At 40.4% G+C, this 21,733-nt stretch carries 14 protein-coding genes; 13 read left to right on the forward strand and 1 reads right to left on the reverse strand.

Annotated features, from left to right (window positions below; genetic code table 11):
* Positions 1-67: 67 nt before the first annotated feature.
* The 6 genes from OCV82_RS14825 to OCV82_RS14850 all read left to right on the forward strand — a co-directional run bounded on the left by OCV82_RS14825 (position 68) and on the right by OCV82_RS14850 (position 9,453).
* Positions 68-1,834 carry an ABC transporter permease gene (locus OCV82_RS14825; RefSeq protein WP_154045128.1) on the forward strand — a complete coding sequence of 589 codons (1,767 nt, stop codon included), beginning with the start codon at positions 68-70 and terminating at the stop codon, positions 1,832-1,834.
* Between the two features lie 15 nt (positions 1,835-1,849).
* Positions 1,850-2,080, forward strand: a complete 231-nt coding sequence (locus OCV82_RS14830; RefSeq protein WP_154045129.1) for a hypothetical protein — start codon at positions 1,850-1,852, stop codon at positions 2,078-2,080.
* A gap of 73 nt (positions 2,081-2,153) precedes the next feature.
* A complete protein-coding gene (locus OCV82_RS14835) occupies positions 2,154-3,707 on the forward strand; it encodes an ATP-binding protein (RefSeq protein ID WP_154045130.1) in 1,554 nt (517 codons plus the stop codon).
* A gap of 189 nt (positions 3,708-3,896) precedes the next feature.
* Positions 3,897-6,182, forward strand: coding sequence for an ABC transporter permease (locus OCV82_RS14840; RefSeq protein WP_154045131.1), 2,286 nt, complete (start codon positions 3,897-3,899; stop codon positions 6,180-6,182).
* A 167-nt stretch (positions 6,183-6,349) separates the two neighbouring features.
* On the forward strand, positions 6,350-8,746 hold the full coding sequence (locus OCV82_RS14845) for an FtsX-like permease family protein (RefSeq protein ID WP_154045132.1): 2,397 nt from the start codon (positions 6,350-6,352) through the stop codon (positions 8,744-8,746).
* 32 nt (positions 8,747-8,778) lie between these two features.
* Positions 8,779-9,453 carry an ABC transporter ATP-binding protein gene (locus OCV82_RS14850; protein WP_154045133.1) on the forward strand — a complete coding sequence of 225 codons (675 nt, stop codon included), beginning with the start codon at positions 8,779-8,781 and terminating at the stop codon, positions 9,451-9,453.
* A gap of 4 nt (positions 9,454-9,457) precedes the next feature.
* Here the strand turns inward: OCV82_RS14850 and OCV82_RS14855 are convergent, their stop codons facing one another.
* A complete protein-coding gene (locus OCV82_RS14855) occupies positions 9,458-9,850 on the reverse strand; it encodes a DUF2721 domain-containing protein (protein ID WP_154045134.1) in 393 nt (130 codons plus the stop codon).
* 200 nt (positions 9,851-10,050) lie between these two features.
* Here OCV82_RS14855 and OCV82_RS14860 point away from each other — a divergent pair, with 200 nt between their 5' ends.
* The 7 genes from OCV82_RS14860 (at position 10,051) to OCV82_RS14890 (ending at position 21,092) form a co-directional block, all read left to right on the forward strand.
* Positions 10,051-10,425 carry a hypothetical protein gene (locus OCV82_RS14860; RefSeq protein ID WP_154045135.1) on the forward strand — a complete coding sequence of 125 codons (375 nt, stop codon included), beginning with the start codon at positions 10,051-10,053 and terminating at the stop codon, positions 10,423-10,425.
* Between the two features lie 105 nt (positions 10,426-10,530).
* A complete protein-coding gene (locus tag OCV82_RS14865; RefSeq protein ID WP_154045136.1) occupies positions 10,531-11,676 on the forward strand; it encodes an efflux RND transporter periplasmic adaptor subunit in 1,146 nt (381 codons plus the stop codon).
* A gap of 12 nt (positions 11,677-11,688) precedes the next feature.
* The gene (locus OCV82_RS14870) at positions 11,689-14,838 is read left to right on the forward strand and encodes an efflux RND transporter permease subunit (protein ID WP_154045137.1); all 3,150 of its coding nucleotides are present in this window, start codon (positions 11,689-11,691) and stop codon (positions 14,836-14,838) included.
* Positions 14,825-16,261 carry an efflux transporter outer membrane subunit gene (locus OCV82_RS14875; RefSeq protein WP_154045138.1) on the forward strand — a complete coding sequence of 479 codons (1,437 nt, stop codon included), beginning with the start codon at positions 14,825-14,827 and terminating at the stop codon, positions 16,259-16,261. The genes OCV82_RS14870 and OCV82_RS14875 overlap by 14 nt, the downstream gene beginning before the upstream one ends.
* A 202-nt stretch (positions 16,262-16,463) precedes the next feature.
* The gene (locus tag OCV82_RS14880) at positions 16,464-17,189 is read left to right on the forward strand and encodes a DNA alkylation repair protein (RefSeq protein WP_154045139.1); all 726 of its coding nucleotides are present in this window, start codon (positions 16,464-16,466) and stop codon (positions 17,187-17,189) included.
* Positions 17,190-17,223: 34 nt separating this feature from the next.
* A complete protein-coding gene (locus OCV82_RS14885; protein WP_154045140.1) occupies positions 17,224-17,862 on the forward strand; it encodes a nitroreductase in 639 nt (212 codons plus the stop codon).
* A gap of 188 nt (positions 17,863-18,050) precedes the next feature.
* Entirely contained in the window at positions 18,051-21,092 is a 3,042-nt protein-coding gene (locus OCV82_RS14890; protein WP_262543841.1) for a chondroitinase family polysaccharide lyase, read from the forward strand.
* The last annotated feature ends 641 nt before the right edge of the window (positions 21,093-21,733 follow it).

The raw sequence follows: 21,733 nt of genomic DNA on the forward strand, positions 1-21,733 counted from the left end.
TCCTCTTAACATCCTGATACAAAGGTATAAAACTAAAGTTAATTATTAATGAATTATCCAACTTTGTTTGGATTTTAAATGGAAATTCAGATATGAGACGGTTCAAGGAAGCCTCTCGCTTGATGCACCTGATGCCGCATTGCTTACTGAGGATTTTGCCGCAAGGATATTCGGCAGCGAGAACCCTATAGGTAAGAAAATAAGATATTCCAATGGAAAGGATCTGATAGTTTCAGGAATCTTGAAAAAACCTCATTGCAAGAGAACCATTGATTTCGAAATTGTATTGTCATCCCGGCTGACAGATTCATGGGAACGTATGCCTATGGAGTTTATCCGTATAGATACTGAATCGGCTGTTGAAGCCGCTAATGCTATTGGGCGTATTCCACGTTATCTTAATCCGCATGCAACTCAGTATGATACTCGAAAATATACTTTCTCACTCATTCATGTAAAAGATATTTACTGGGAGCAAGCTATAGTTTATAATACAGCTCACGGAATGGGCAACAGTGGAAACAAGTTGCAACTGTACGTATTTGCCGGAATGTGTATTATGATATTCTTGGCAGGGGTAATAAACTTCGTAAATCTCTATATGGTAGTCATGTCGAAGCGTGGCCGTTTCCATACGTTGCGTAAAGTGTTCGGAGCAGGAAAGAAAGCACTATTCATGCAGATATATGCCGAAAATGCCTTGCTGATTGTTCCGGCTCTGTTTGTTGCATGGCTTATAATAGAGATAACCAATGTTCCTGTCAATAATATTTTCGGAACAGAATTGTCCTACAGTTGGTTTGATTTGTGGATTTCCGTAGGATTCCTTTTGCTGTTACCTTTGATAGTAACTGTCTATTTTTATTACAGATGTCAGAAAGAAATGCCGATATTTTCATTGCGCACATTGGGAAATACGTTTACGGGCTCAATGAATTCGCGTATGACATTTCTTTTTGTGCAGTATCTGCTTACATTCATACTTATAATGTTGGCATTCTACTTCAACAGCCAGCTCCGCTTTATGCTGAATACCCCTCCCGGATTCGAGACAAAAGATATAATCCATGCTGAACTTGTTTACGAGTCGAGAGACTATAATTATTATACACCGGAAAAGATAAAGTTGCGCCAGCAGCGCGTTAAGGCGATAGACAAAGCCCTGGACGAATGTCCTGATATACGTTCGTGGACGGCATCGCCATACTATATCGTAGGGTTTTCATATAATACGGGATTTACCGGTAACAAGAACCAAACTGTATCGGCTGTGCCCTATATGGTGACACCTCAGTTCTTTGATATATATCGGCTGAAATTTATCGAGGGAGGATTGCCCGAAAATATAGATGGGCAGGTATGTCTGCTTACCCAGTCGGCAATGAAAGCTTTCGGATACACTTCGATTGACGGAGCTACTGTATATTGTAAGCTCATTAATGACACGCCTATCCCTGTTGTCGGTGTAGTAAATGATTATTATTCTGGGCATATAAGCAGTGGACCGTCACTGACAGTGTTTATAATATCAGATAAAAATCGTGGCGACAGATACGAGATAGCTTGTCGTGAGGGTAGGGCGAAAGAAGTGATAGAATATCTGCGACAGGTTCAGAAAGATGTATATGGGGTAGAGTCATTCAAGTATTCCATGCTTGAAAACAAGGTAAAAGATTTGTACAAGAATGATCAAAAACTAGCTAACGTATACCTTCTGTTCTCTGGAATTGCGGTCTTTATAGTATGTCTGGGACTTTTCGGAATTTCATTGTACGATATACGTCGCCGTTATCGTGAAATAGCCATAAGAAAGGTGAACGGAGCGAGAATGTAGGATTTATATCTCCTTTTGGGACGTAAATATATAGCTACGTTTTTGCTGGCATTTATAATTGCTACACCGGTTTCGTGGTATATCATAAGCGTGTACTCGGCTAATTTTGTGGTGAAAGCACCGGTTGGTATTTCAGTCTTCTTATTCTCATTCCTCTTGGTGGCTTTCGTATCATTGGCTACGATTGTGTTCCAGCTTAATAAGGCTGCACGCATTAATCTGAGTGATGTGATGAAAAGTGAATGATACATTTTGCGCTTTTCTCACTTTAATTTATCTTTGTAGAAACAAGTGCGATACCTCATTAAAAAAACTTTATATGAACAGATTATATCCCATAGGAATCCAGAACTTCGAGAAACTTCGTAAGGGTGGTTTTGTTTATGTTGACAAGACTGCGCTTATACATCGTCTTGTCTCTACAGGCGGTTATTATTTCTTCGGTCGTCCGCGCCGTTTCGGTAAGAGTCTGATGATTTCCACTCTTGAGTCTTATTTTGAGGGTAGAAAAGATTTATTTCAGGGACTTGCAATAGAGAGCCTTGAAAAGGACTGGGACGAATATCCTATCTTTCATATAGATTTGAACAATGAGGAGTATAATTCCCGCAAACGGCTTGAAGGTGTACTTAACAATTATCTTGTGCGATGGGAAAGGATATACGGAAGTGAACCTTCGGAGGAGTCCCTCTCGTTGAGATTTGCCGGACTTATCAGACGTGCATCGGAGCAGACCGGTCGTGGTGTAGTAATCCTGATAGACGAGTACGATAAGCCTCTTATTCAATCATTTGACAATGAGGAACTTCAGTCCGAGTACCGAAGTATTCTGAAATCCTTTTACGGTAATCTGAAATCATGTGACAAGTATATCCGCTTTGCTCTCCTTACGGGAGTTACCAGATTCAGTAGGGTAAGCATTTTCAGTGATTTGAATAATTTGAATGACATCACTATGGATCCTGACTTTGCGTCTTTGTGCGGTATAAGCGAAAAAGAACTTGTAGAATTCTTTGATGAAGATGTCAGGGTTCTTGCTGAAAAGCAGAACATGAGTTGTTCTGATACATACGCAATGTTAAAGAGGAAATACGACGGTTATCATTTTGTCCAGGATACAGAGGGAATGTATAATCCGTTCAGTGTCCTGAATACTTTTTTCAGAATGATGCCTGAAAATTACTGGTTTTCAACCGGTACCCCGACTATACTCGTAAAACTCCTTCAGAAGAACAATTACCTTCTGAGCGATCTGACAGGTAATGCAGAAGCTACAGCCGATGAGCTTACCGGACTTGAGACAATAAATACCAATCCTATTCCTTTATTCTTTCAGAGTGGATATTTGACTATAAAGGAGTATGACGAACGTTTTAAGAATTATATACTTGGTTTTCCTAATGAGGAGGTTGAACAGGGATTCCTTAATTTCCTTATGCCCAGCTATATGAATATGCATGGCAGGAATACCAGCTTCCATATAATGAATTTCATCAAGGAACTGGAAAAAGGAAAGATTGATAGTTTCATGGAGCGTCTTCAAAGTCTCTTTTCTGACACTCAATACGAGTTGATTCGCGACACAGAGCTTCATTATCAGAATGTTCTTTTTATAGTATTCCGTCTTATGGGTTTCTTTACTCATGCCGAGTATCACACTTCTCAAGGCAGGATAGACATGGTCGTGAAAACTCCGCAGTATATATATGTAATGGAATTCAAGTTTGAAGGCAGTGCCGAGGATGCCATAGCTCAAATAGAATCCCGCAACTATGTCCTTCCTTTCATGTCTGATGGCCGTAAGGTTTATAAGATAGGGGTTAATTTCAGTGCTGAAACAAGAAATATAGAAAAGTGGATAGTAGCAGATTAAAGTGAAAAACGATATATCTACTGTGTGAAGCGTGCGAATTCGCAATGATAATGTGCGGATACGCACGCTTCCTTTATACAGATGGTTTACGTAATTTCTTTATAATCAGAGTGGTATGTAAATGGCATGTTTTTTGATTATTTAATTATGTAAATAATAGTATGAAATATAAATTAAAATACTCAAAATATGATACTACATTATTTGAAAGTGGCAGTTCGGAACCTGATGAAATATAAGGTTCACAGTCTTATATCAGCATTGTGCCTGGCCGTGGGAATAGTATGTTATACATTGGTGGCATATTGGATAAATGCTTATAATAGCATGATAAATATGCATGATGAAGAAGTAGTAACATTTAGGCTTGAAGATGAGGATGGCAGGTGGAGTCTGTTTACGCCGGTTGATGTTGAACGGATAGAGAATCTTCATATTGATGGATTGTCGGATATTACAGTTAAATTTCCGTCAAGACAGGCTGAGATAGATGTAATAGATAAGGACCAGAAAGAAAAGCCTTTTCTAGTAAACTATACTGTGGTAAACGGAAATACTTTTTCATTCTATGGATTGGATTTATTGTATGGTAACCGTATTCCGGAGAAAAAGGATGAAGTCGTTATATCACGTTCTTTTGCAGAAAAGGCTTTTGGTCAAGATAATCCGATTGGGGCTGTGATACATCTGACGGAATCTGTTTACGATTTCGACAAGGGGATTCGTGATTACAAGGTTGTAAATGTGGCCGAAGACAACTGGGCGTTTCCCAGAGTAGATTGCTATTTTCCATATATGGTTTTTCCTCAGGGATTCATGGAAGTGTATGCACTCCTAGGTGATGGTACAACTCTGTCTGCGCTTAATGACAATCTGCAGAATCTTAAATTTGTAAATAATGGAAAGGATTATAGTGTGTCTGCTTTGAGTTTTTCTGATGATTTCAAGAAAAAACAGATGACAATAATCTTTTCAATTGTATTGTTCGTCGCATCGCTCATATTGCTTTCCGGAATGATTAACTTCCTGAAGTTTGCTATACAGATGTTTTATAACCGACAGAGGGAAGTCGCTTTGCGTAAAAGTATGGGATCTGATGCCCGAGGATTGTTTATGCTTCTGTTTTCAGAGGTATTCTGTATGCTTACAGTGTCATTTCTGCTGTCACTTGTTATAACGGAAATTGTAGTTGATACATGTCATACTTATATTTCATCCGACGATTTGCCATGCATTGATTTGTCGGAAGTATATTGGGTACAGACAAGGTGTTTTGTTTCCCTTTTTGTTATATGTTTACTTGTGGTTTATGTTCCGGTATGGCGTTTGCGACGTTCCTGTATAGGCTATTATGTTCGCATAAACAACAATAAGCATGTCTTTCGTTCTGTCATGATGTGGCTTCAATTGAGTATAGCTATATTCTTTGTTGGAAATGTTTTGTATATAAACATTGCTTTTAATAAGGTTTACTATTCCGTCTACAGACCGGTTTCTGATGATGAGGAAGCCCGGATTATAGAGTTCAAGCCAAGTACATATCGCTTGAGGCAGAATATATCGCATGTAGTTGATGCATTCAGAAAGATGCCGGAGATTGTTGATGAGATAACTTTGTGGGGAGTGTTGGATTCTCGTATAAAACAGAGATATATTAAGGCTGATGGTACACATTCTTTTATTAAAATTACAAAGGGTAATGCCAATTACTTTCAGTTTTTTAATATCCCTCATCAGGGTGAAATGACGGATTCGGAAGATGCTGTTTATGTAAGCGAGAGATTTATGAGACAATTGGAGAAAGACAGTATTTCCGGAACGGTTTTCATAGAAGGTGCTTCATACCGTGTAGCTGGTACATATAAGGCCCTGTATGGAGAGAATGAAGATGATCCACGTACAATCGGTTCGGCATTCTTCCCGGTAAAACCGTTTGGAACTTTTTATTTTAAGATTGCTGAAGGGAAGGATACAGACGAAGTGATTGGTAAGATGAAAGATATTTGCAGGGAATATGTTCCGGAAACATTACCTTTGGACATTAAACCGATAACCGACAGGAAACAGACTTTGCTTGGTACGGTGGGTTTAGTCGGAACACTTGTCAATGTATTGGCTTTTGTCAGTCTGTTGTTGGTGGTTCTAAGCATATATTCTGCCATTTCGCTTGATACGGCCGGACGACAGAAGGAGGTTGCCATAAGGAAAATAAACGGTGCTTCTCCGGTTAAGATAGCTCTTATGTTCGGACGTTCATATATGTTGATTTATATTTTGTCGTTTACTGCAGCATTTCCCTTTGTATATTATTTTGCGTCAACTGTCTTTATGGATAGTACTTTTCAGATTAATATGGATTGGGGAATGGTTTTAGCCTTGTTCGTTTCAATGTTGATTGTGGTTTTAGTTACTGTAGCATATAAGATATGTAAGGTTATGCATATTAATCCGGCAGAGATTATTAAGACTGAATAAGTGATATATATTGCATTGTGCTATGTGTGCGTATTTGTAACAAAAACGTGCGATAACGCACACATGCTGAATGTGCTGTATTTTGGTAAATTGCTGATTGTTAATGGCTTAATGTTTTGGTACGATTATTGATATAATAATTTACAGGTGAAATATTTTTTTGATATATGTTATTGGTAAAGATTAAATATGCGATTCGTTTTTTGCTTCGTGCAAGATCATATACTGTTATCAACTTGATAGGGCTTTCGTTGAGTCTTGCCTGTTGTATTGTATTGTTACGATATATCCACAGGGAGCTTACAGTGGATACACATGCCATTGACTTAAGTTCTATAATAGTTCCTTTAAGGGATATAGACGGTAATATTTATCCGGCGGAGAATCCGAACAATAAAGATTATTCGGTAGAGGAAAAGTACATAGAAGACAGATGTAAACTTATTGAAGAAGAAAATTCTACTATAGTCAGCGATGATGTTTCCTACAAAACAAACCTGATGGCTGCAGATACAACATTCTTCCATTTTTTCGATTATTGTGTTATGGAAGGAAGTCTTTCATTGGAACAGCCTAATAATGCTCTTCTGACTGAAACCTATGCAAAGAAACTGTTCGGCAATGAATCTTCGGTTGGCAGGAATATTTATTATGACGGGAAACTTCTTACTGTAACCGGAGTAATAGAGAAACCTGTATGTAAAACCACATTCAATTTTGATGTCATTGTGCCTCATAAGTTAAGGTCTTATTGGGGAAAGCTTAACATTGAGCTTATACGTGTGAATTCCGCTTTTGATATTCAGAAACAGAATGATGGAAGTAATATATATCGTTTGCAGAATGAGAATAATCTAAGTGGTAATATACAAATGAGGTATAAATACATTTCATGGGAAGATTTTTATTTTGAGTCCTCAATATGTGATAAATATAAAAAAATGTTCAGGTTTGGAAACAGAAACTATGTATTCGTGTTGTCTGGCGTAGTAGTTCTTTTATTCCTTGTCGGTGTATTGAACTTTGTCAATCTCTATTCTGTAGTAATGCAGAAACGAAGAAAAGTCTATGGCGTAAAGAAAGTTTTCGGTCTGTCAGGTAAAGGCCTTTTTACTGAAATGTGGATGGAGAATTTCCTTTTGTTTGCATGTGCTGTATTCCTTTCATGGTGTATTATAGAAACCACTCATGGGCTATGGCAGGGACTGTTCTCGGATGAAATACCTATAACTGGTTTTGACTGGTACTTGTCATTGGGATTATTGTTGCTCGTGCCTTTGTTTACTTCAGTTTTCTTTTATTTCAGGTATGAATACAGGCGGCCGGTATCGTGTATGCACCTTGATGTTAAAGATAATGGAAAGATGAGTTCACGATATGTGTTCCTGTTTCTGCAGTATTCTGTTACTTTATTCCTCATGATATTGTCAGTATATTTCCAGCGTCACTTTGATTTCCTTATCAATTCCTCACATGGATATGAAACAGAAGATATACTGGTAGCACAATTGTACAATCACAATAGGATTATTGATTATAGAAGTACAACGGCCAAACAGTTGAAAGAACGTTTTGAACGTATAAATAATGTCGGTAAAAAGCTTGATGAGTGTCCTATGATAGAGCGTTGGATGAACTCGTCTACAGCAGTATGGGATGGAAGTCCTACACCTATTGTCAATGATAAAGATGAGAAATTTGAGTTGCAGATTAAATTTGTTTCTATAGAGTTTTTTGATTTTTGGGGACTTGAAATAGTTGATGGAGGATTACCGGACAGAATAGATTACGGCGGTGAGAATGTAATAGTATTGAATCGGTCTGCGATGAAATTACTTGGATATACTGACCTTAAGGAAGCATTGGTAAGGAGCACGTCGCCTTTGAGTATTTCTTTTGTAGATAATAAATTGATAGAATTCGGAGTTGATATGACCCCGGTCTCAGCAGTAGTTGAGGATTATTATATGGGACATCTTACGGAAGGAATCAAACCTATGATCTTTATTGTGGGGGCTAAGGATGCAGAAGGGGATGTTATGATAAAAGTGAAGAAAGACAGAGAAAAAGAAGTTATAGACTATCTTCGCAAAGTTGAAAAAGAAATATATAACTCTGAGGATTTTACCTATAAATGGGCTGACGATATAGTGGCAGAAATGTATCAGAAAGATAAAGAGACTGCACATATATATACTGTTTTCTCATATATCGCTATAGTGATATCATGTTTGGGACTGTTGGGTATATCTCTGTTTGATATTCGTCGAAGGTATCGTGAGATTGCTATCCGTAAGGTAAATGGTGCCAAGCCTAAAGATTTGTATATTATACTAGGTAAGAACTATATGCTGAATCTGGTGTTGGCATTTGTTGTTGCTGCGCCTGTATCATGGATTGTCATTTATTATTATACGGCATCTTTCGTAGAAAAGGCACCTGTTACATTTGGACTGTTTGTCATTCCACTGTTGATAGTATTGATTTTATCTATGTTGACTTTATATTATCAGATAAACAAGGCAGCACATATCAATCCTGCCGAAGTAATGAAGAGTGAATAAATTCAGAAAATAACATTTTAAATTCTACTAATATGATTAAGACAGAAAATTTGAAAAAGGTATTCCGCACAGAGGAAGTGGAAACCTGGGCATTGAATAATGTAAGTATTGAAGTAAAGAAAGGTGAGTTTGTGGCTATAATGGGACCTTCCGGATGTGGTAAATCTACACTGCTTAACATCCTCGGATTGCTTGATAACCCTACTGGCGGGACTTATTACCTTAATGGAGTGGAAGTGTCAAAATTCACGGAATCGCAACGTACTGATATAAGGAAGGGAGTTATAGGTTTTGTGTTCCAGAGCTTTAACCTTATTGACGAACTGAACGTATACGAGAATATAGAATTGCCTCTTTTGTATATGGGAGTACCGTCGTCGGAAAGAAAAAAGAGGGTAGAAGAGGCTATGAACCGTATGGATATATCACACCGTTCCAAGCATTTCCCGCAGCAGCTTTCCGGTGGTCAGCAGCAGCGTGTAGCCATAGCGCGTGCAGTTGTAGCCAACCCTCAGCTTATCCTTGCCGATGAGCCAACCGGAAATCTTGATTCGAAAAACGGTAAAGAGGTTATGTCTCTTTTAAGTGAGTTGCATAAGGATGGCACTACCATTGTCATGGTTACACATTCACGTCATGATGCGAGTTATGCCGACAGAATAATCAATCTGTTTGACGGTGAGGTGGTAAATGAGGTGAGCGAATGAATTTTCACTTCTCCATATCCCTCAGATGTATCTCAAGTGCCTTTACTGATATATGTATCTCCCAAATTGAAATACCAAGTGATGCTATAAGCAACAGCAGTGCTATGCCGAATACATACACTGCTGTTGTATGAAATCCTATATAAATCAGAAACATTGTGATTACGCACAGGAACAGACTTGATATGCCGAGTACCTGCATGCTCCGTGTCAGGTAAAGCCGGCGACGCAGATTGTCTATCTGTGCTGCTGTCACTTCCGAGTGTTTCTGTACATATTGTTCTTTAAGAGTTCTTACAAGCTGTGCGTACGACAGAAATCTGTTCGTATATGCCAAAAGTATGAGTGATACTGCCGAGAACAGCAGTGCAGGAGTGCTCAAGTTCAGTTCTTCCATATAATTTTTGTTTTTATATTGTTTTCTTCTACGCAAAGTTAGTTTTTTATTCTGAAAGAATAGTCTTTTTGTAAGATATTCCGTAAAAAGAACTAACTTTATATGCTTTTTTTGTTAAAACAGACTAAAACCTGAACATATATTTTTATACATTATTATCAGATATTAATTTTGTAAGAGATTAAAGATAGGTTATTGTAATGTTTTTACATAAAGTAGTAGGAAAATATATATCCAGAATAGTTTGTATGATCATGTTTGTGCTCATACAGTTCGATGTATATGGATATGATATGATCTATGCTGCAGTTTGCGATAACAATACTCCGATAATTCTTTCTATGGACGACGAGTCTTCCATAAATGATTCTCAGGACCAGTATTCAGAATGGTCCGATCCGGTTTATAGGACATCTACAGTCCGCTTCTTTCCTGACTCAGTCGATTCTTTGTTAGTTATACCCGATTATTCTTTTGAGCAATACGGTGTATATATACAACCTTATGTATCTAAACTTCCTTTATATATAACGGATTGTCATCCATATATTATGTTCAGGGCTTTGCTAATTTAGCATAGTCAGTCTTTTTCATGCCATGACCGTTGGGTCGTGGATTCGCGTTTAATCTTATTCAAACAAAACACATAGTTTCTTTTTAAAATTCTATTACGTAATCTTATGAAAATTTCTATTCAGAAGGTTGCTTTCCTGTCATTGCTGGCAGGAGTGCTTCCTGCGTGCCATGAGACCGGCACAAATCAGGTTAGAAGCGATGGCTCTATACCTGTAACAGTTCTTCAACCTACTACGGTAGAATTGCCGCGTACATATGTGGCTGATATCCAGGCTATACAGTTTGTAGAAATAAAACCAAAGGTGGAAGGATACGTCAAAGAAGTATTGATTGACGAAGGTGAGTTCGTGAAAAAAGGACAGCCGATGTTCCGTCTGAGTTCAGAAAACTATGCAGAGGCGGTGAAAGAAGCTGAGGCAAACTACAAACAGACTGAGGCAGAACTTGAAATGGCTAATTATGAGACTGAACGCATCGAACGTCTTGTAAACAAACAGATTTATTCGCCAATCCGTCTTGAGCAGGCAAAGAGGGAACGTGAGGTGGCTCGTATGAAGGTGGAACAGGCTCGTGCGCAGATGCAGCGTGCACAGATGGATTTGAAGTATACCACCATTACATCGCCTTTCACAGGATATGCTGACCGTATTCCTTATAAGGTAGGTAGCCTTGTTAGCCCAGAAAGCTTGCTTACTACTGTGAGTGACATTTCAGAGATTTTCGCATACTATAAAGTTAATGAAAGTGAATACCTCCGTATCCGTCGTGCACAGCTTCAGGGTGCTGATGTACAACAGGCTAATAATGTGGAACTAATTCTTGCCGATGGAACAGTTTATCAGCATAAGGGTGTTATCGAAACAGTTGAAGGTGATTTCGAACGTGGTACAGGTTCTATCGCTTTCCGTGTTCGTTTCCCTAATCCGGAAGGACTTCTTAAACACGGTGTAACAGGTAAAATCCGCCTTATGACGAAGATGGAAGATATCTGCCTTGTCCCTCAAAAATCGACTTTTGAGATTCAGGACTTTACATACGTGTATCTGGTAGATAGTGCCGGTACAGCCAAGGTGCGTAGCTTCAACCCAATAGAACGCTATCATAACTATTATATCACCGACGACCTTGGTGCAAACACCACTATAGTGTATGAAGGTGTACAGATGATCCGCGACGGTATGCATATCAAGACAGATACTATTCCGTTTGCTGACGTGAGAAAAGAACTTCATTTGGAAAACGTCGAATAATCTCTTCAGCCTATGTTCAAGTTATTTATTCGTCGTCCGATTCTCTCGGCGGTTATTTCCGTAATATTTGTGTGTCTGGGAGTACTGGCCATCGTGTCGCTTCCTATCACGCAGTATCCGGACATCGTGCCGCCTTCTGTTACGGTTACTGCCCGCTACACTGGTGCCAGTGCCGATGTTATGACAAAGACTGTAGCTACTCCACTCGAACGTGCCATCAATGGTGTACCGGGCATGACTTATATGACTACAGTATGTACCAACGACGGTATGTCGCTCACCACTATCTATTTCAAGGTAGGAACAGACCCTGATGTGGCTGCGGTGAACGTGCAGAACCGTGTGACTACAGTGCTCGATGAGTTGCCTGAAGAAGTTATCCGCGCCGGTGTGGTTACGGAGAAGGAGGTGAACAGTATGTTGATGTACCTCAACATCTTCAGTACAGACAGTACTCATACAGAGAAATTCGTATATAACTTTGCCGATATCAATATCCTCCGCGAGCTGAAACGTATTGACGGTGTGGGATTTGTGGAAATCATGGGTAGCCGTGACTACGCTATGCGTGTATGGCTTAACCCAAGTCGTCTGGCTGCATATAACATGGTGCCACAGGATGTCACAGAGGCTATCCGCCGTCAGAACATCGAGGCTGCACCGGGTAAGACAGGTATCAGTTCCGACAAACTTCCGCAACAGTTGCAGTACGTGTTGCAATATACCGGTAAGTTCAGCACTCCTGAAGAGTATGGAGAGATTGTTCTGAAGGCCATGCCTGACGGTTCGCTTCTCCGACTCAAGGATGTGGCTACCATAGAGTTCGATTCTGAGGACTATAACATGATTTCCATGACCGACGGTCGTCCTTCGGCATCTATCATGATTAAGCAGCGCCCGGGTTCAAATGCCAGCGAGGTCATCAAGAACATCAAGACCCGTATGGCGGAAATCAAGGAAAGCAGCTTTGCTCCTGGTATGGAATATAACATTGCATACGACGTGTCGCGCTTCCTCGATGCTTCTATCGCATCAGTGTTGAAGACACTTGTCGAGGCCTTCCTCCTTGTGTTCGTGGTGGTATATATCTTCCTTCAGGATTTCCGCTCTACGCTTATTCCAGCCATAGCCGTTCCGGTGTCACTTGTCGGAACATTCTTCTTCATGCAGGCTTTGGGCTTCTCTATAAACATGCTTACTCTGTTTGCCCTTGTGCTTGCCATAGGTATTGTGGTGGATAATGCCATAGTCGTGGTGGAGGCTGTACATGTGAAGATGCACGAAGAGAAACTCTCTCCATATAAGGCTTCTGTGGCTGCGATGAAGGAAATCGGTGGTGCTATCGTTGCCATTACTCTTGTAATGTCGGCTGTGTTTGTGCCTGTAGGTTTCATGGAAGGTACAGTGGGTATCTTCTACCGCCAGTTCTCACTCACACTTGCTGTGGCTATCGTCATTTCCGGTGTCAATGCCTTGACTCTGTCGCCTGCACTTTGTGCCATGTTGCTCCGTCCGGCTGCCCACGGAAAGAAGAAGGCTACTCTCATGCGCCGTTTCTTCGTTTCGTTCAACCGCGGATACGGACGTTTCGAACGCCGTTATAACCTCGGTCTTTCGAAGTATCTGGGCCGTCGCTCATTCACATATCTCACTTTGTTGCTATTCCTTCTGGGAACATATGGTATCAACCTCGTACTTCCTACAGGATTTATCCCTAATGAAGACCAGGGTATGATATATATCAACGTAGATGCACCTCCGGGGGCTACTGTTGAACGAAGCGAGAAAGCTTTGAGTCAGGTTCAGGCGGCGTTACTTCCACTTGAAGAAATCGAAAGTATTTCTACACTGGCCGGTTACAGTCTTATGACCGAGACTGAAGGTGCCAGCTACGGTATGGGTATGATTAACCTTAAGCCATGGGATGAGAGAGACCAGACTGTAGATGAACTTATGCGTACATATGCCGACCGCGTATCGCACATCAAGGATGCCGACATCCAGTTCTTCCTTCCGCCGTCAGTTCCGGGATTCGGTAATGCCAGCGGTTTCGAACTTCGTTTGCAGGATAAGACAGCGGGTGATTTTCACGAATTTGCTGAAGTCGCGAATACTCTTGTTGAGAGACTGAATGCCGACCCTCGCATACAGGGTGTTACTTCAGGATTTAACCCTAACTTCCCTCAGTATCTTCTGAAAGTTGATTTGGCGAAGGCTGCCAAGTTGGGTGTTGACCTCGATAAGTCAATGGAGACACTTCAGGCATATATCGGTAGTTTCTATTCATCAAATTTCATCCGTTTCGGACAGATGTATAAGGTCATGATACAGGCTTCTCCTGAGTATCGTATGAATCCTGAGGACCTGTATAAGCTTTATGCCAAGAACAACGACGGTAATGTGGTGCCATATTCCAACTTCCTTACTATGGAACGTATCTATGGTCCGAGCCAGATTACACGTTACAATATGTTTACCTCTGCGCTTATTACCGGTGAAGGTGAGGGTGGAGTAAGTACCGGTGAAGTAATCAAGGTAGTAGAAGAAATCTGTAAGGAAGTTCTTCCTCGCGGTTATGATGTGGAATGGTCGGGTGTTACCCGTGAAGAGAAAGACTCCGGCGGACAGACGTTCATGATATTCGGAATCTGTCTTCTGTTCGTATATCTGCTTCTTGCAGCACAGTATGAGAGCTTGCTTCTGCCGTTTTCTGTCATCCTGTCGTTGCCTGCAGGTATCTTCGGTTCTTACTTCTTCCTCCAGATAGCAGGACTTGAAAATAATATTTATGCCCAGGTGGCACTCGTCATGCTTATTGGTCTGTTGGGTAAGAATGCCATCCTTATCGTGGAAATGGCAAACCAATTCCGTGCAGCGGGAGCTACTCCATTCGAAGCAGCTGTCAAGGGAGCAGTAAGTCGTCTGCGTCCTATCCTCATGACTTCGTTCGCATTCATATGTGGTCTTATTCCGCTTGTGCTTGCTACAGGAGCCGGAGCATTGGGTAACCGTTCCATCGGTACAGCCGCTGCAGGAGGTATGTTTATCGGTACATTCGTGGGTATCTTCCTTGTACCGGGATTATATTTGGTATTTGAAACACTGTCGGTTTATCTCAACCGCAATAAAGTCAGCTATTTAGAAGAAGATGATGAAGAATAAATTTGCATATATAGCTTTTATGGCTTCGGCATTGGCTATGGGAGGGTGTAAGGCACCTTCCCTTACTCAGACGGAGAAGTTCGACCTGCCCGAAGCGTTTATAGAAGACACAGATACAGCCACTATGGCTTCCCTTTCATGGAAAGAGTTTTTTCCGGATGCGTATCTGGTTGAATATATTGATTCTGCACTGGCAAACAATCATTCTTTCCTTAAGACAATAGAGAATGTTTCCATAGCACGTGCACAGATGAAAGTTGGAAAGGGTGCGTTGTTTCCTGAAATATCGTTAGGTATTGACGGAGGCATACAGCGTTTCGGCGAATATACCATGGACGGAGTGGGAAACAGCACTACCAATACTCCGGATCTTGTAAAGGACAAGCATATTCCAGATCCGTATAAGAATCTTAACTTAGGACTGAATTTTCAGTGGGAGGCAGATATATGGGGAAAACTCACTGACAAGAAGCGTTCGGCAGTGTCGCGCTGGATGAAATCAGTTGAGGCTCAACGCCTGGCTCAGACTATGCTTGTTGGCGAAGTGGCAGATATGTATTACAGACTTGTAGGACTTGACAAGAAGCAATATGTTCTTGAAGAGGCTATCCGTAAGACTGCTGCTTCATATCTTCTTGCCAATGAGTTGATGAACGAGGGCGAGGAGTCAAGGCTTTCTGTCGATCAGTTCCGCTCACGCCGTCTTAAACTGGAAGAAATGCTTCTCGACACAGAACAGCAGATAGCTGAAACCGAGCGGGCATTTGCTCTTCTTTTGGGACGTATGCCTTTCGACATAAAACGATCTTCTTTCGAGAAGATAAGTGATTATACTTTCCCTGTGGAGACAGGCATACCTGCTCAGATTTTGCGTAACCGCCCGGATGTGGTTGCTGCAGAACTTGAACTGCTGGCATGCAAGTCGGATGCATCTGCAGCACGCAAGGCTTTTTTCCCTTCGCTGGTTATCGGGGGAGGTGCAGGCTTCAATGCTTTCAGCCTTGATAAATGGTTCTCTTCGCCAGCCTCGATGGTGTATAATCTTGCGGCAGGAATTTCTGCTCCTATTTTCAAGCGTAACGAGATACGTGCATTGTGGGAGGAGGCGAATGGAAGACAGCGCATAGCCTTGCTTGATTATCATGAAACGGTTCTCCGTTCGTATCTTGAAGTTGTGGATCTGATAACGTCGTCAGAACAGATGAACCTTCGCAAAGCCTTGAAGGAGGAAGAAAGCCGAATTCATCACCGTTCTATATACAATGCAAATGAGTTGTTCAAGACCGGATTTGCAGGATATCTGGATGTCCTTTCTGCCGATGAGCGTTACCTGGACTGTGAACTCGAGAGAATAGAGTTGAATATAGCTTATTGTCAGGTACATACGATGCTTTACAGGGCACTGGGAGGAGGTAGCTTTTAGTGTTAAGAAACTGTTAAAAAAAACGTGCGCACATTCGAGACAAAATGTGCGCCCATTTAACTTTAAACGTGCGCCCATTTTACCTTAAACGGACGCACGTTTTTTTTGAGGCATTAGAAAGGATTATTTCGTATATTGTTTTTATATTTGCTAACCATCTGAACAGATAAGATAAATTCATTATATATAGACATCATTTTTCATGGAAAAATCTGAAAATGCATTCCTGTTGCATGGCAAACCTGTAAGGGAGTATATCCTGAAACTGGCTGAAAATTCAAATAAGGAATTTGCCGAGAAATTGAATCCCGGAGTGGAAAATGTTCTTGGATTGCGTCTGCCAGACCTGAGAAAATTGGCAATTGAAATAGCCAGGTCAGACTGGAAGGCATATCTGGCTGATGCTCCATCGTTATATATGGAGGAAAGGATGCTTCATGGACTTGTGTTGGGATATATTAAGCCGGATGATGATATCGAAAATTATCTTTCTTATGTAACACGTTTTGTAAAGATTATAAACAGCTGGTCTGTGTGCGACTCTTTCAAATTTGCCGGAAGCAAGAAATATCTATCCTCTCATTCTGACAGAATATGGGAGTATCTTAAATCTTTCATATGCTCAGATAAGGAATATGAGATACGTTTCGGAGTGGTAATGACGATGAAATATTTTATTGATGACAGCCATATTGATGAGTTGTTCGGATTTTATGATAGTATCCATCATGACGGATATTACGTGAAAATGGCAGTGGCATGGGCTGTATCTTTCTGCTTTGTGGCATACCCTGAGAAGACAATAGAATATCTGAAAAGGGCGAAACTTGATGACTTTACTTATAATAAATCAATTCAGAAGACAATAGAGTCATATCGTGTTGATGAAGAAATGAAAATGCGCTTGCGTGTCATGCGACGAAAATGAAAATTGATAGGAAAACTAAAAACAAATATTCATTATGAAAACAATTTCAAGATTATTTCTAATTGCAGGATTGGTGTCTTTGTCTGCTTGCACACCATCGCAGAAAAGTACCGAAGTACAGAATGTAACATCCGAAAATCAGGTGATAGAAACCATTATGTCGCGTAGAAGTATCTGCAAATACAAGCAGCAGCCTGTTGAACAGGAAAAACTGCAGCAGATACTTGACTGTGGTATAAACGCTCCTAACGGTCAGAACAAGCAGTCTTGGGAAATCCGTGTAGTTAATACTCCGGAATACATATCCGAACTTGACTCTTTGAACAGAAGTCTGGCATTGGCAAAAGGAATGGACGCTTCCAAAATCCGCCATGCGTCATATGGGGCGCCGGTGATGATTTTCATAGCAAACGATCCTTCGTACGATTTCTCACAGGTGGATTGCGGTCTTCTAGGTGCAAACATGATTCTTACTGCACAATCTTTGGGATTGGGTTCATGCTGTCTTGGTGGAATAGCCAGAACAATGAAACTTCCAGAAGCCGAATCTTTGCTTAAACGTCTTGAACTTCCGGAAAACTATAATCTGCTTTATGCCATTTCTTTCGGGTATCCGGATGAATCGCCTGCGGCTAAACCTCGTAAGGCTGAAAAAATAAAGTTTATAGAGTGATATTATATCGGGAATATAAAAAATATGGAAACACACGGACAAATATATGTTCGTGTGTTTTTTAATATAATAAATTTTGTATCTTTGCCTTGAAAAGTAAAATATTTACATCAATGCAAAAGAATTAAATGTATATATTTATGAAAGAAATCGTTAATCTTAAATTTAAAGCGAAATTAAGCTTGGCTATGGCATCTTTTGTGGCGCTTGGAGCATCTGCTCAAGTTGTTAAGCATGAAAGAATGCTTTCATTTGAAGATGGGGTAGTACCATCATTCATAACTACCGACAAAGGTATGCTCGGTATCAATGACGAACATTACAAGGATGGGCTGCATTGTATGCAATGGGAGTATAAGCCCGGTTCTGTATTGTCTATCAAGAAAGATTTGAAATTCGAAAAGCTCGATCCTTCAGGAAAAGACCTCTATCTCTCAGCGTTTATAGTTTGGGTGTATAATGAAAAGGCTCAGGACAAGAAAATCCGTTTTGAGTTTTTAAAGGACGGTAAGGTATGTACGTCATTCCCTTTCGGCATTAACTTCACAGGATGGCGTGCCGCATGGGTTTGCTACGAAAGGGATATGGAAGGAACGCCTGAAGAGGGTATGAACGAAATCCGTGTTCAGGCTCCTGATGTGGAAGGTACTTTGTTCTTTGACCATGTAATAACAGCCAGCAAGGTCGATCCACGTCAGCAGACAGCCGATGTACAGGTACCGTTCGTAAATAAAGACACCAAGAGCCATTGGCTTCTCATCTATCCGCATTCATTGTGGAAGCCGGATATTGAACTTAGAGATTTGACAGAAAAAGACAGACAGGACATTCAGCTCATGGAGAAACGCTTCCGTGATATGCTATATACCCCGTCTGAATTGACACAAAAGGAAGTCAGTGCAATAAAAAAGGCATTTGCCAGATATGATATTGTATATAAAAACGGAAAGGTGAGCGGTATGCCTATCTTCATGGTTCGTCAGGCTGAAGCGTACGAACGCATGATTGACGGATGGAATAAAGATATGTTCACTAAGCTGGGCATGGAGATGAACAATTATTTCAATCTTATGAAGCGTGTGGCTATTGCATACAATAATGCAGTCAAGGATGAGGATAAAAAAGAACTGGAATATATCTTCAATGCCATGTATGATCATATAACAGATCAGGGAGTTGCATATGGTAGCTGTTGGGGTAACATACATCATTACGGATATAGCATGAGAGGTTTATATCCGGCATATTTCCTGATGAAAGATGTACTTAGAAAGAGGGGCAAGCTTCAGGAAGCGGAAAATACACTACGCTGGTATTCCATTGCAAATGAGGTATATCCGAAACCTACAGGAAACGGTATTGACATAGATACTTTCAATACGCAGACTCAAGGACGTATAGCCAGCATACTCATAATGGAAGATACTCCAGAAAAGTTGCAATATCTGCGTTCGTTCTCCAGGTGGATAGATTACGGATGTCGTCCTGCAACAGGACTTATGGGCTCGTTCAAGGTTGACGGAGCATCTTTCCATCATTGTAATAATTATCCAGCTTACGCTGTTGGTGGTCTTGACGGGGCTACAAATATGATTTATCTCTTTAGCGGTACTGATATGAGACTTTCTGAGGAGGCACATAGTACAGTGAAGAAAGTTCTTCTAACTATGCGCTTCTATTGCAACACACGTCAATGGGCCTTGTCAATGTCCGGAAGACATCCTAACGGTAAGGGACAATTGATACCTATACAGTATGCTATGATGGCAATATCCGGTACACCTGATGGAAAGAAAAACATAGACCCGGATATGGCTGCCGCATATCTCCGTCTGATGTCGCTCAATGCTTCTTTGGATAAGGACGCGCCTGACTATTTGCCGCAAACATCGAATAAACTGGAGCTTAAACTGAAAAAACAGCTTGAGGACAGTGGTTATAAACCTGAACCGGAACCACAAGGAAATCTTGCCCTCGGATACGGCTGTGTGAGTGTACAGCGTCGTGATAATTGGGCTGCTGTAGTCAGAGGACACTCCAGATATCTCTGGGCAGCGGAACATTATTTGGATGCCAATTTCTACGGACGATATCTGGCACATGGCAGCATGCAGATACTTACAGGTAAGCCTGGCCAACTAGTAACCTTTGCTACTTCAGGTTGGCAGGAGAATGGATTTGACTGGAATCGTTTCCCTGGAGCAACATCAATACATCTTCCGTTCGATAAGTTGCGTGCTGTAGTGCTGAATGTGGATACATATTCAGGTATGGAAGAAATGCTTTATTCTGACGAAGCTTTTGCGGGTGGACTTTCTCAGGCTGGAGTGAACGGAAATTTCGGTATGAAATTGCATGAACATGATAAATATAACGGCTCTCACAGAGCTAGAAAATCATATCATTTCTTTGATGGAACTATCGTATGCTTGGGTTCTGATATAGAAAATGATGTAAAGGATTATGAAACAGAAACAACTGTATTCCAACTTGCTGCAATAACTCCGGAAATGAAAGATTATTGGCAGAATTATAAATCAGACGGCAGGGTATTCATTGATCCTAATGGAGTGGGATACTATTTGTCAAAAGAAACTGCGGCTGAAGCTAAGTTTGAGAAGAAGTTCCCGCAGACTACTGTCGGTGAGAGAAATCCTAATCCGACAACAGGTGATTGGGTTTCATTGGTTGTAGCTCATGGTAAGGCTCCTAAAGCTAAGGGATATGAATATGCTGTATTGCCACGTACTGACATGAATGCTCTGAATAAGTTTGCCAAGAAACCAGACTATAAGGTTCTTCAACGTGACAGAAATGCGCATATAGTAAGTACTGCTGATGGAAAACTGACATCATACGTTCTGTTTGAGACACCTGAAGACGGGTTGCCAAAAGGACTTCTTTTGAAGGCGGATACTTCATGCCTTGTAATGGTGAAGGACAATAAAGACAAGGTTCTTCTGACAGTGTCACAACCAGATCTTGCATTGTATCGTGGAGCTAGTGATGAGGCATTCGATGAGAACGGAAAGAGAAAGGAACGCAGTATTTATTCACGTCCTTGGAAATTCAACGAAAGTCAGGAAATACCTGTTACTGTAACTATCAAAGGTAAATGGAACGTAAAGGAAACTCCTTTCTGTAAGATAGTTTCATCTGATAAGAAACAGACGGTTCTGAAGTTTACTTGCAAGGATGCGGCAAGTTATGACGTGGAACTTTTAAAGTAATTTCTTATTGACATAATTGGAAATCATAAATATATATGCAGGAAGATGATTGTGTCTTCCTGCATATTTTATTTTTTTGTAGGAGACAATTACTATGATTTATATTAATATAATGTGTATTATTTGACACTCGCTTTCTTTTGATGCAATGTTTATAAAATAAATAATATTTGTTTTTGCTGATATTCAAATAGTTATCAGAAAAGTGATATTTTTTTTGAAAAAAAGTCGTTTAAACTATTGCAGGAATGAAAAAAGTCTGTACCTTTGCATCCGCTTTCGAGAGGGAGAGCGGTTAAGTTGACATGCTGAAGCAGAGTAAGGAGAGCTGAAAATCCTTTTGAGTATCTTACCTTGTAGTAGCAAGGGAGCGAGAAAGAAAGCCTGGTTTTCAAACTGAAAAAAAACTTTTTTCAAAAAAAACTTTCGAAAAAGTTTGGTAGTTAAAAATAAATCCCTTACCTTTGCAAACGCTTTCGCTTCCAAAACGAAAGAAAGTTCTTTGAAAGATTTTAGATAAACAAACAGAATGTAGTACAAGCGTCACATTATATATATATGATGTGATGAAAAGTAAGAATAAACCGTCAATTTTAGAGATAAAACGGTATCCTGAACAGAGACAAAACATATCCTTAACG

The organism is Bacteroides cellulolyticus (assembly GCF_025567135.1).
GTDB lineage: Bacteria > Bacteroidota > Bacteroidia > Bacteroidales > Bacteroidaceae > Phocaeicola > Phocaeicola cellulolyticus.

What these genes read in the sequence shown, in the direction of transcription:
- OCV82_RS14835 (WP_154045130.1), top strand. Translation starts at nt 2,154, where the DNA reads ATGAACAGATTATATCCCATAGGAATCCAGAACTTCGAGAAACTTCGT.
- OCV82_RS14840 (WP_154045131.1), top strand. Translation starts at nt 3,897, where the DNA reads ATGATACTACATTATTTGAAAGTGGCAGTTCGGAACCTGATGAAATAT.
- OCV82_RS14845 (WP_154045132.1), top strand. Translation starts at nt 6,350, where the DNA reads ATGTTATTGGTAAAGATTAAATATGCGATTCGTTTTTTGCTTCGTGCA.
- OCV82_RS14850 (WP_154045133.1), top strand. Translation starts at nt 8,779, where the DNA reads ATGATTAAGACAGAAAATTTGAAAAAGGTATTCCGCACAGAGGAAGTG.
- OCV82_RS14855 (WP_154045134.1), bottom strand. Translation starts at nt 9,850, where the DNA reads ATGGAAGAACTGAACTTGAGCACTCCTGCACTGCTGTTCTCGGCAGTA.
- OCV82_RS14860 (WP_154045135.1), top strand. Translation starts at nt 10,051, where the DNA reads ATGTTTTTACATAAAGTAGTAGGAAAATATATATCCAGAATAGTTTGT.
- OCV82_RS14865 (WP_154045136.1), top strand. Translation starts at nt 10,531, where the DNA reads ATGAAAATTTCTATTCAGAAGGTTGCTTTCCTGTCATTGCTGGCAGGA.
- OCV82_RS14870 (WP_154045137.1), top strand. Translation starts at nt 11,689, where the DNA reads ATGTTCAAGTTATTTATTCGTCGTCCGATTCTCTCGGCGGTTATTTCC.
- OCV82_RS14875 (WP_154045138.1), top strand. Translation starts at nt 14,825, where the DNA reads ATGATGAAGAATAAATTTGCATATATAGCTTTTATGGCTTCGGCATTG.
- OCV82_RS14880 (WP_154045139.1), top strand. Translation starts at nt 16,464, where the DNA reads ATGGAAAAATCTGAAAATGCATTCCTGTTGCATGGCAAACCTGTAAGG.
- OCV82_RS14885 (WP_154045140.1), top strand. Translation starts at nt 17,224, where the DNA reads ATGAAAACAATTTCAAGATTATTTCTAATTGCAGGATTGGTGTCTTTG.
- OCV82_RS14890 (WP_262543841.1), top strand. Translation starts at nt 18,051, where the DNA reads ATGGCATCTTTTGTGGCGCTTGGAGCATCTGCTCAAGTTGTTAAGCAT.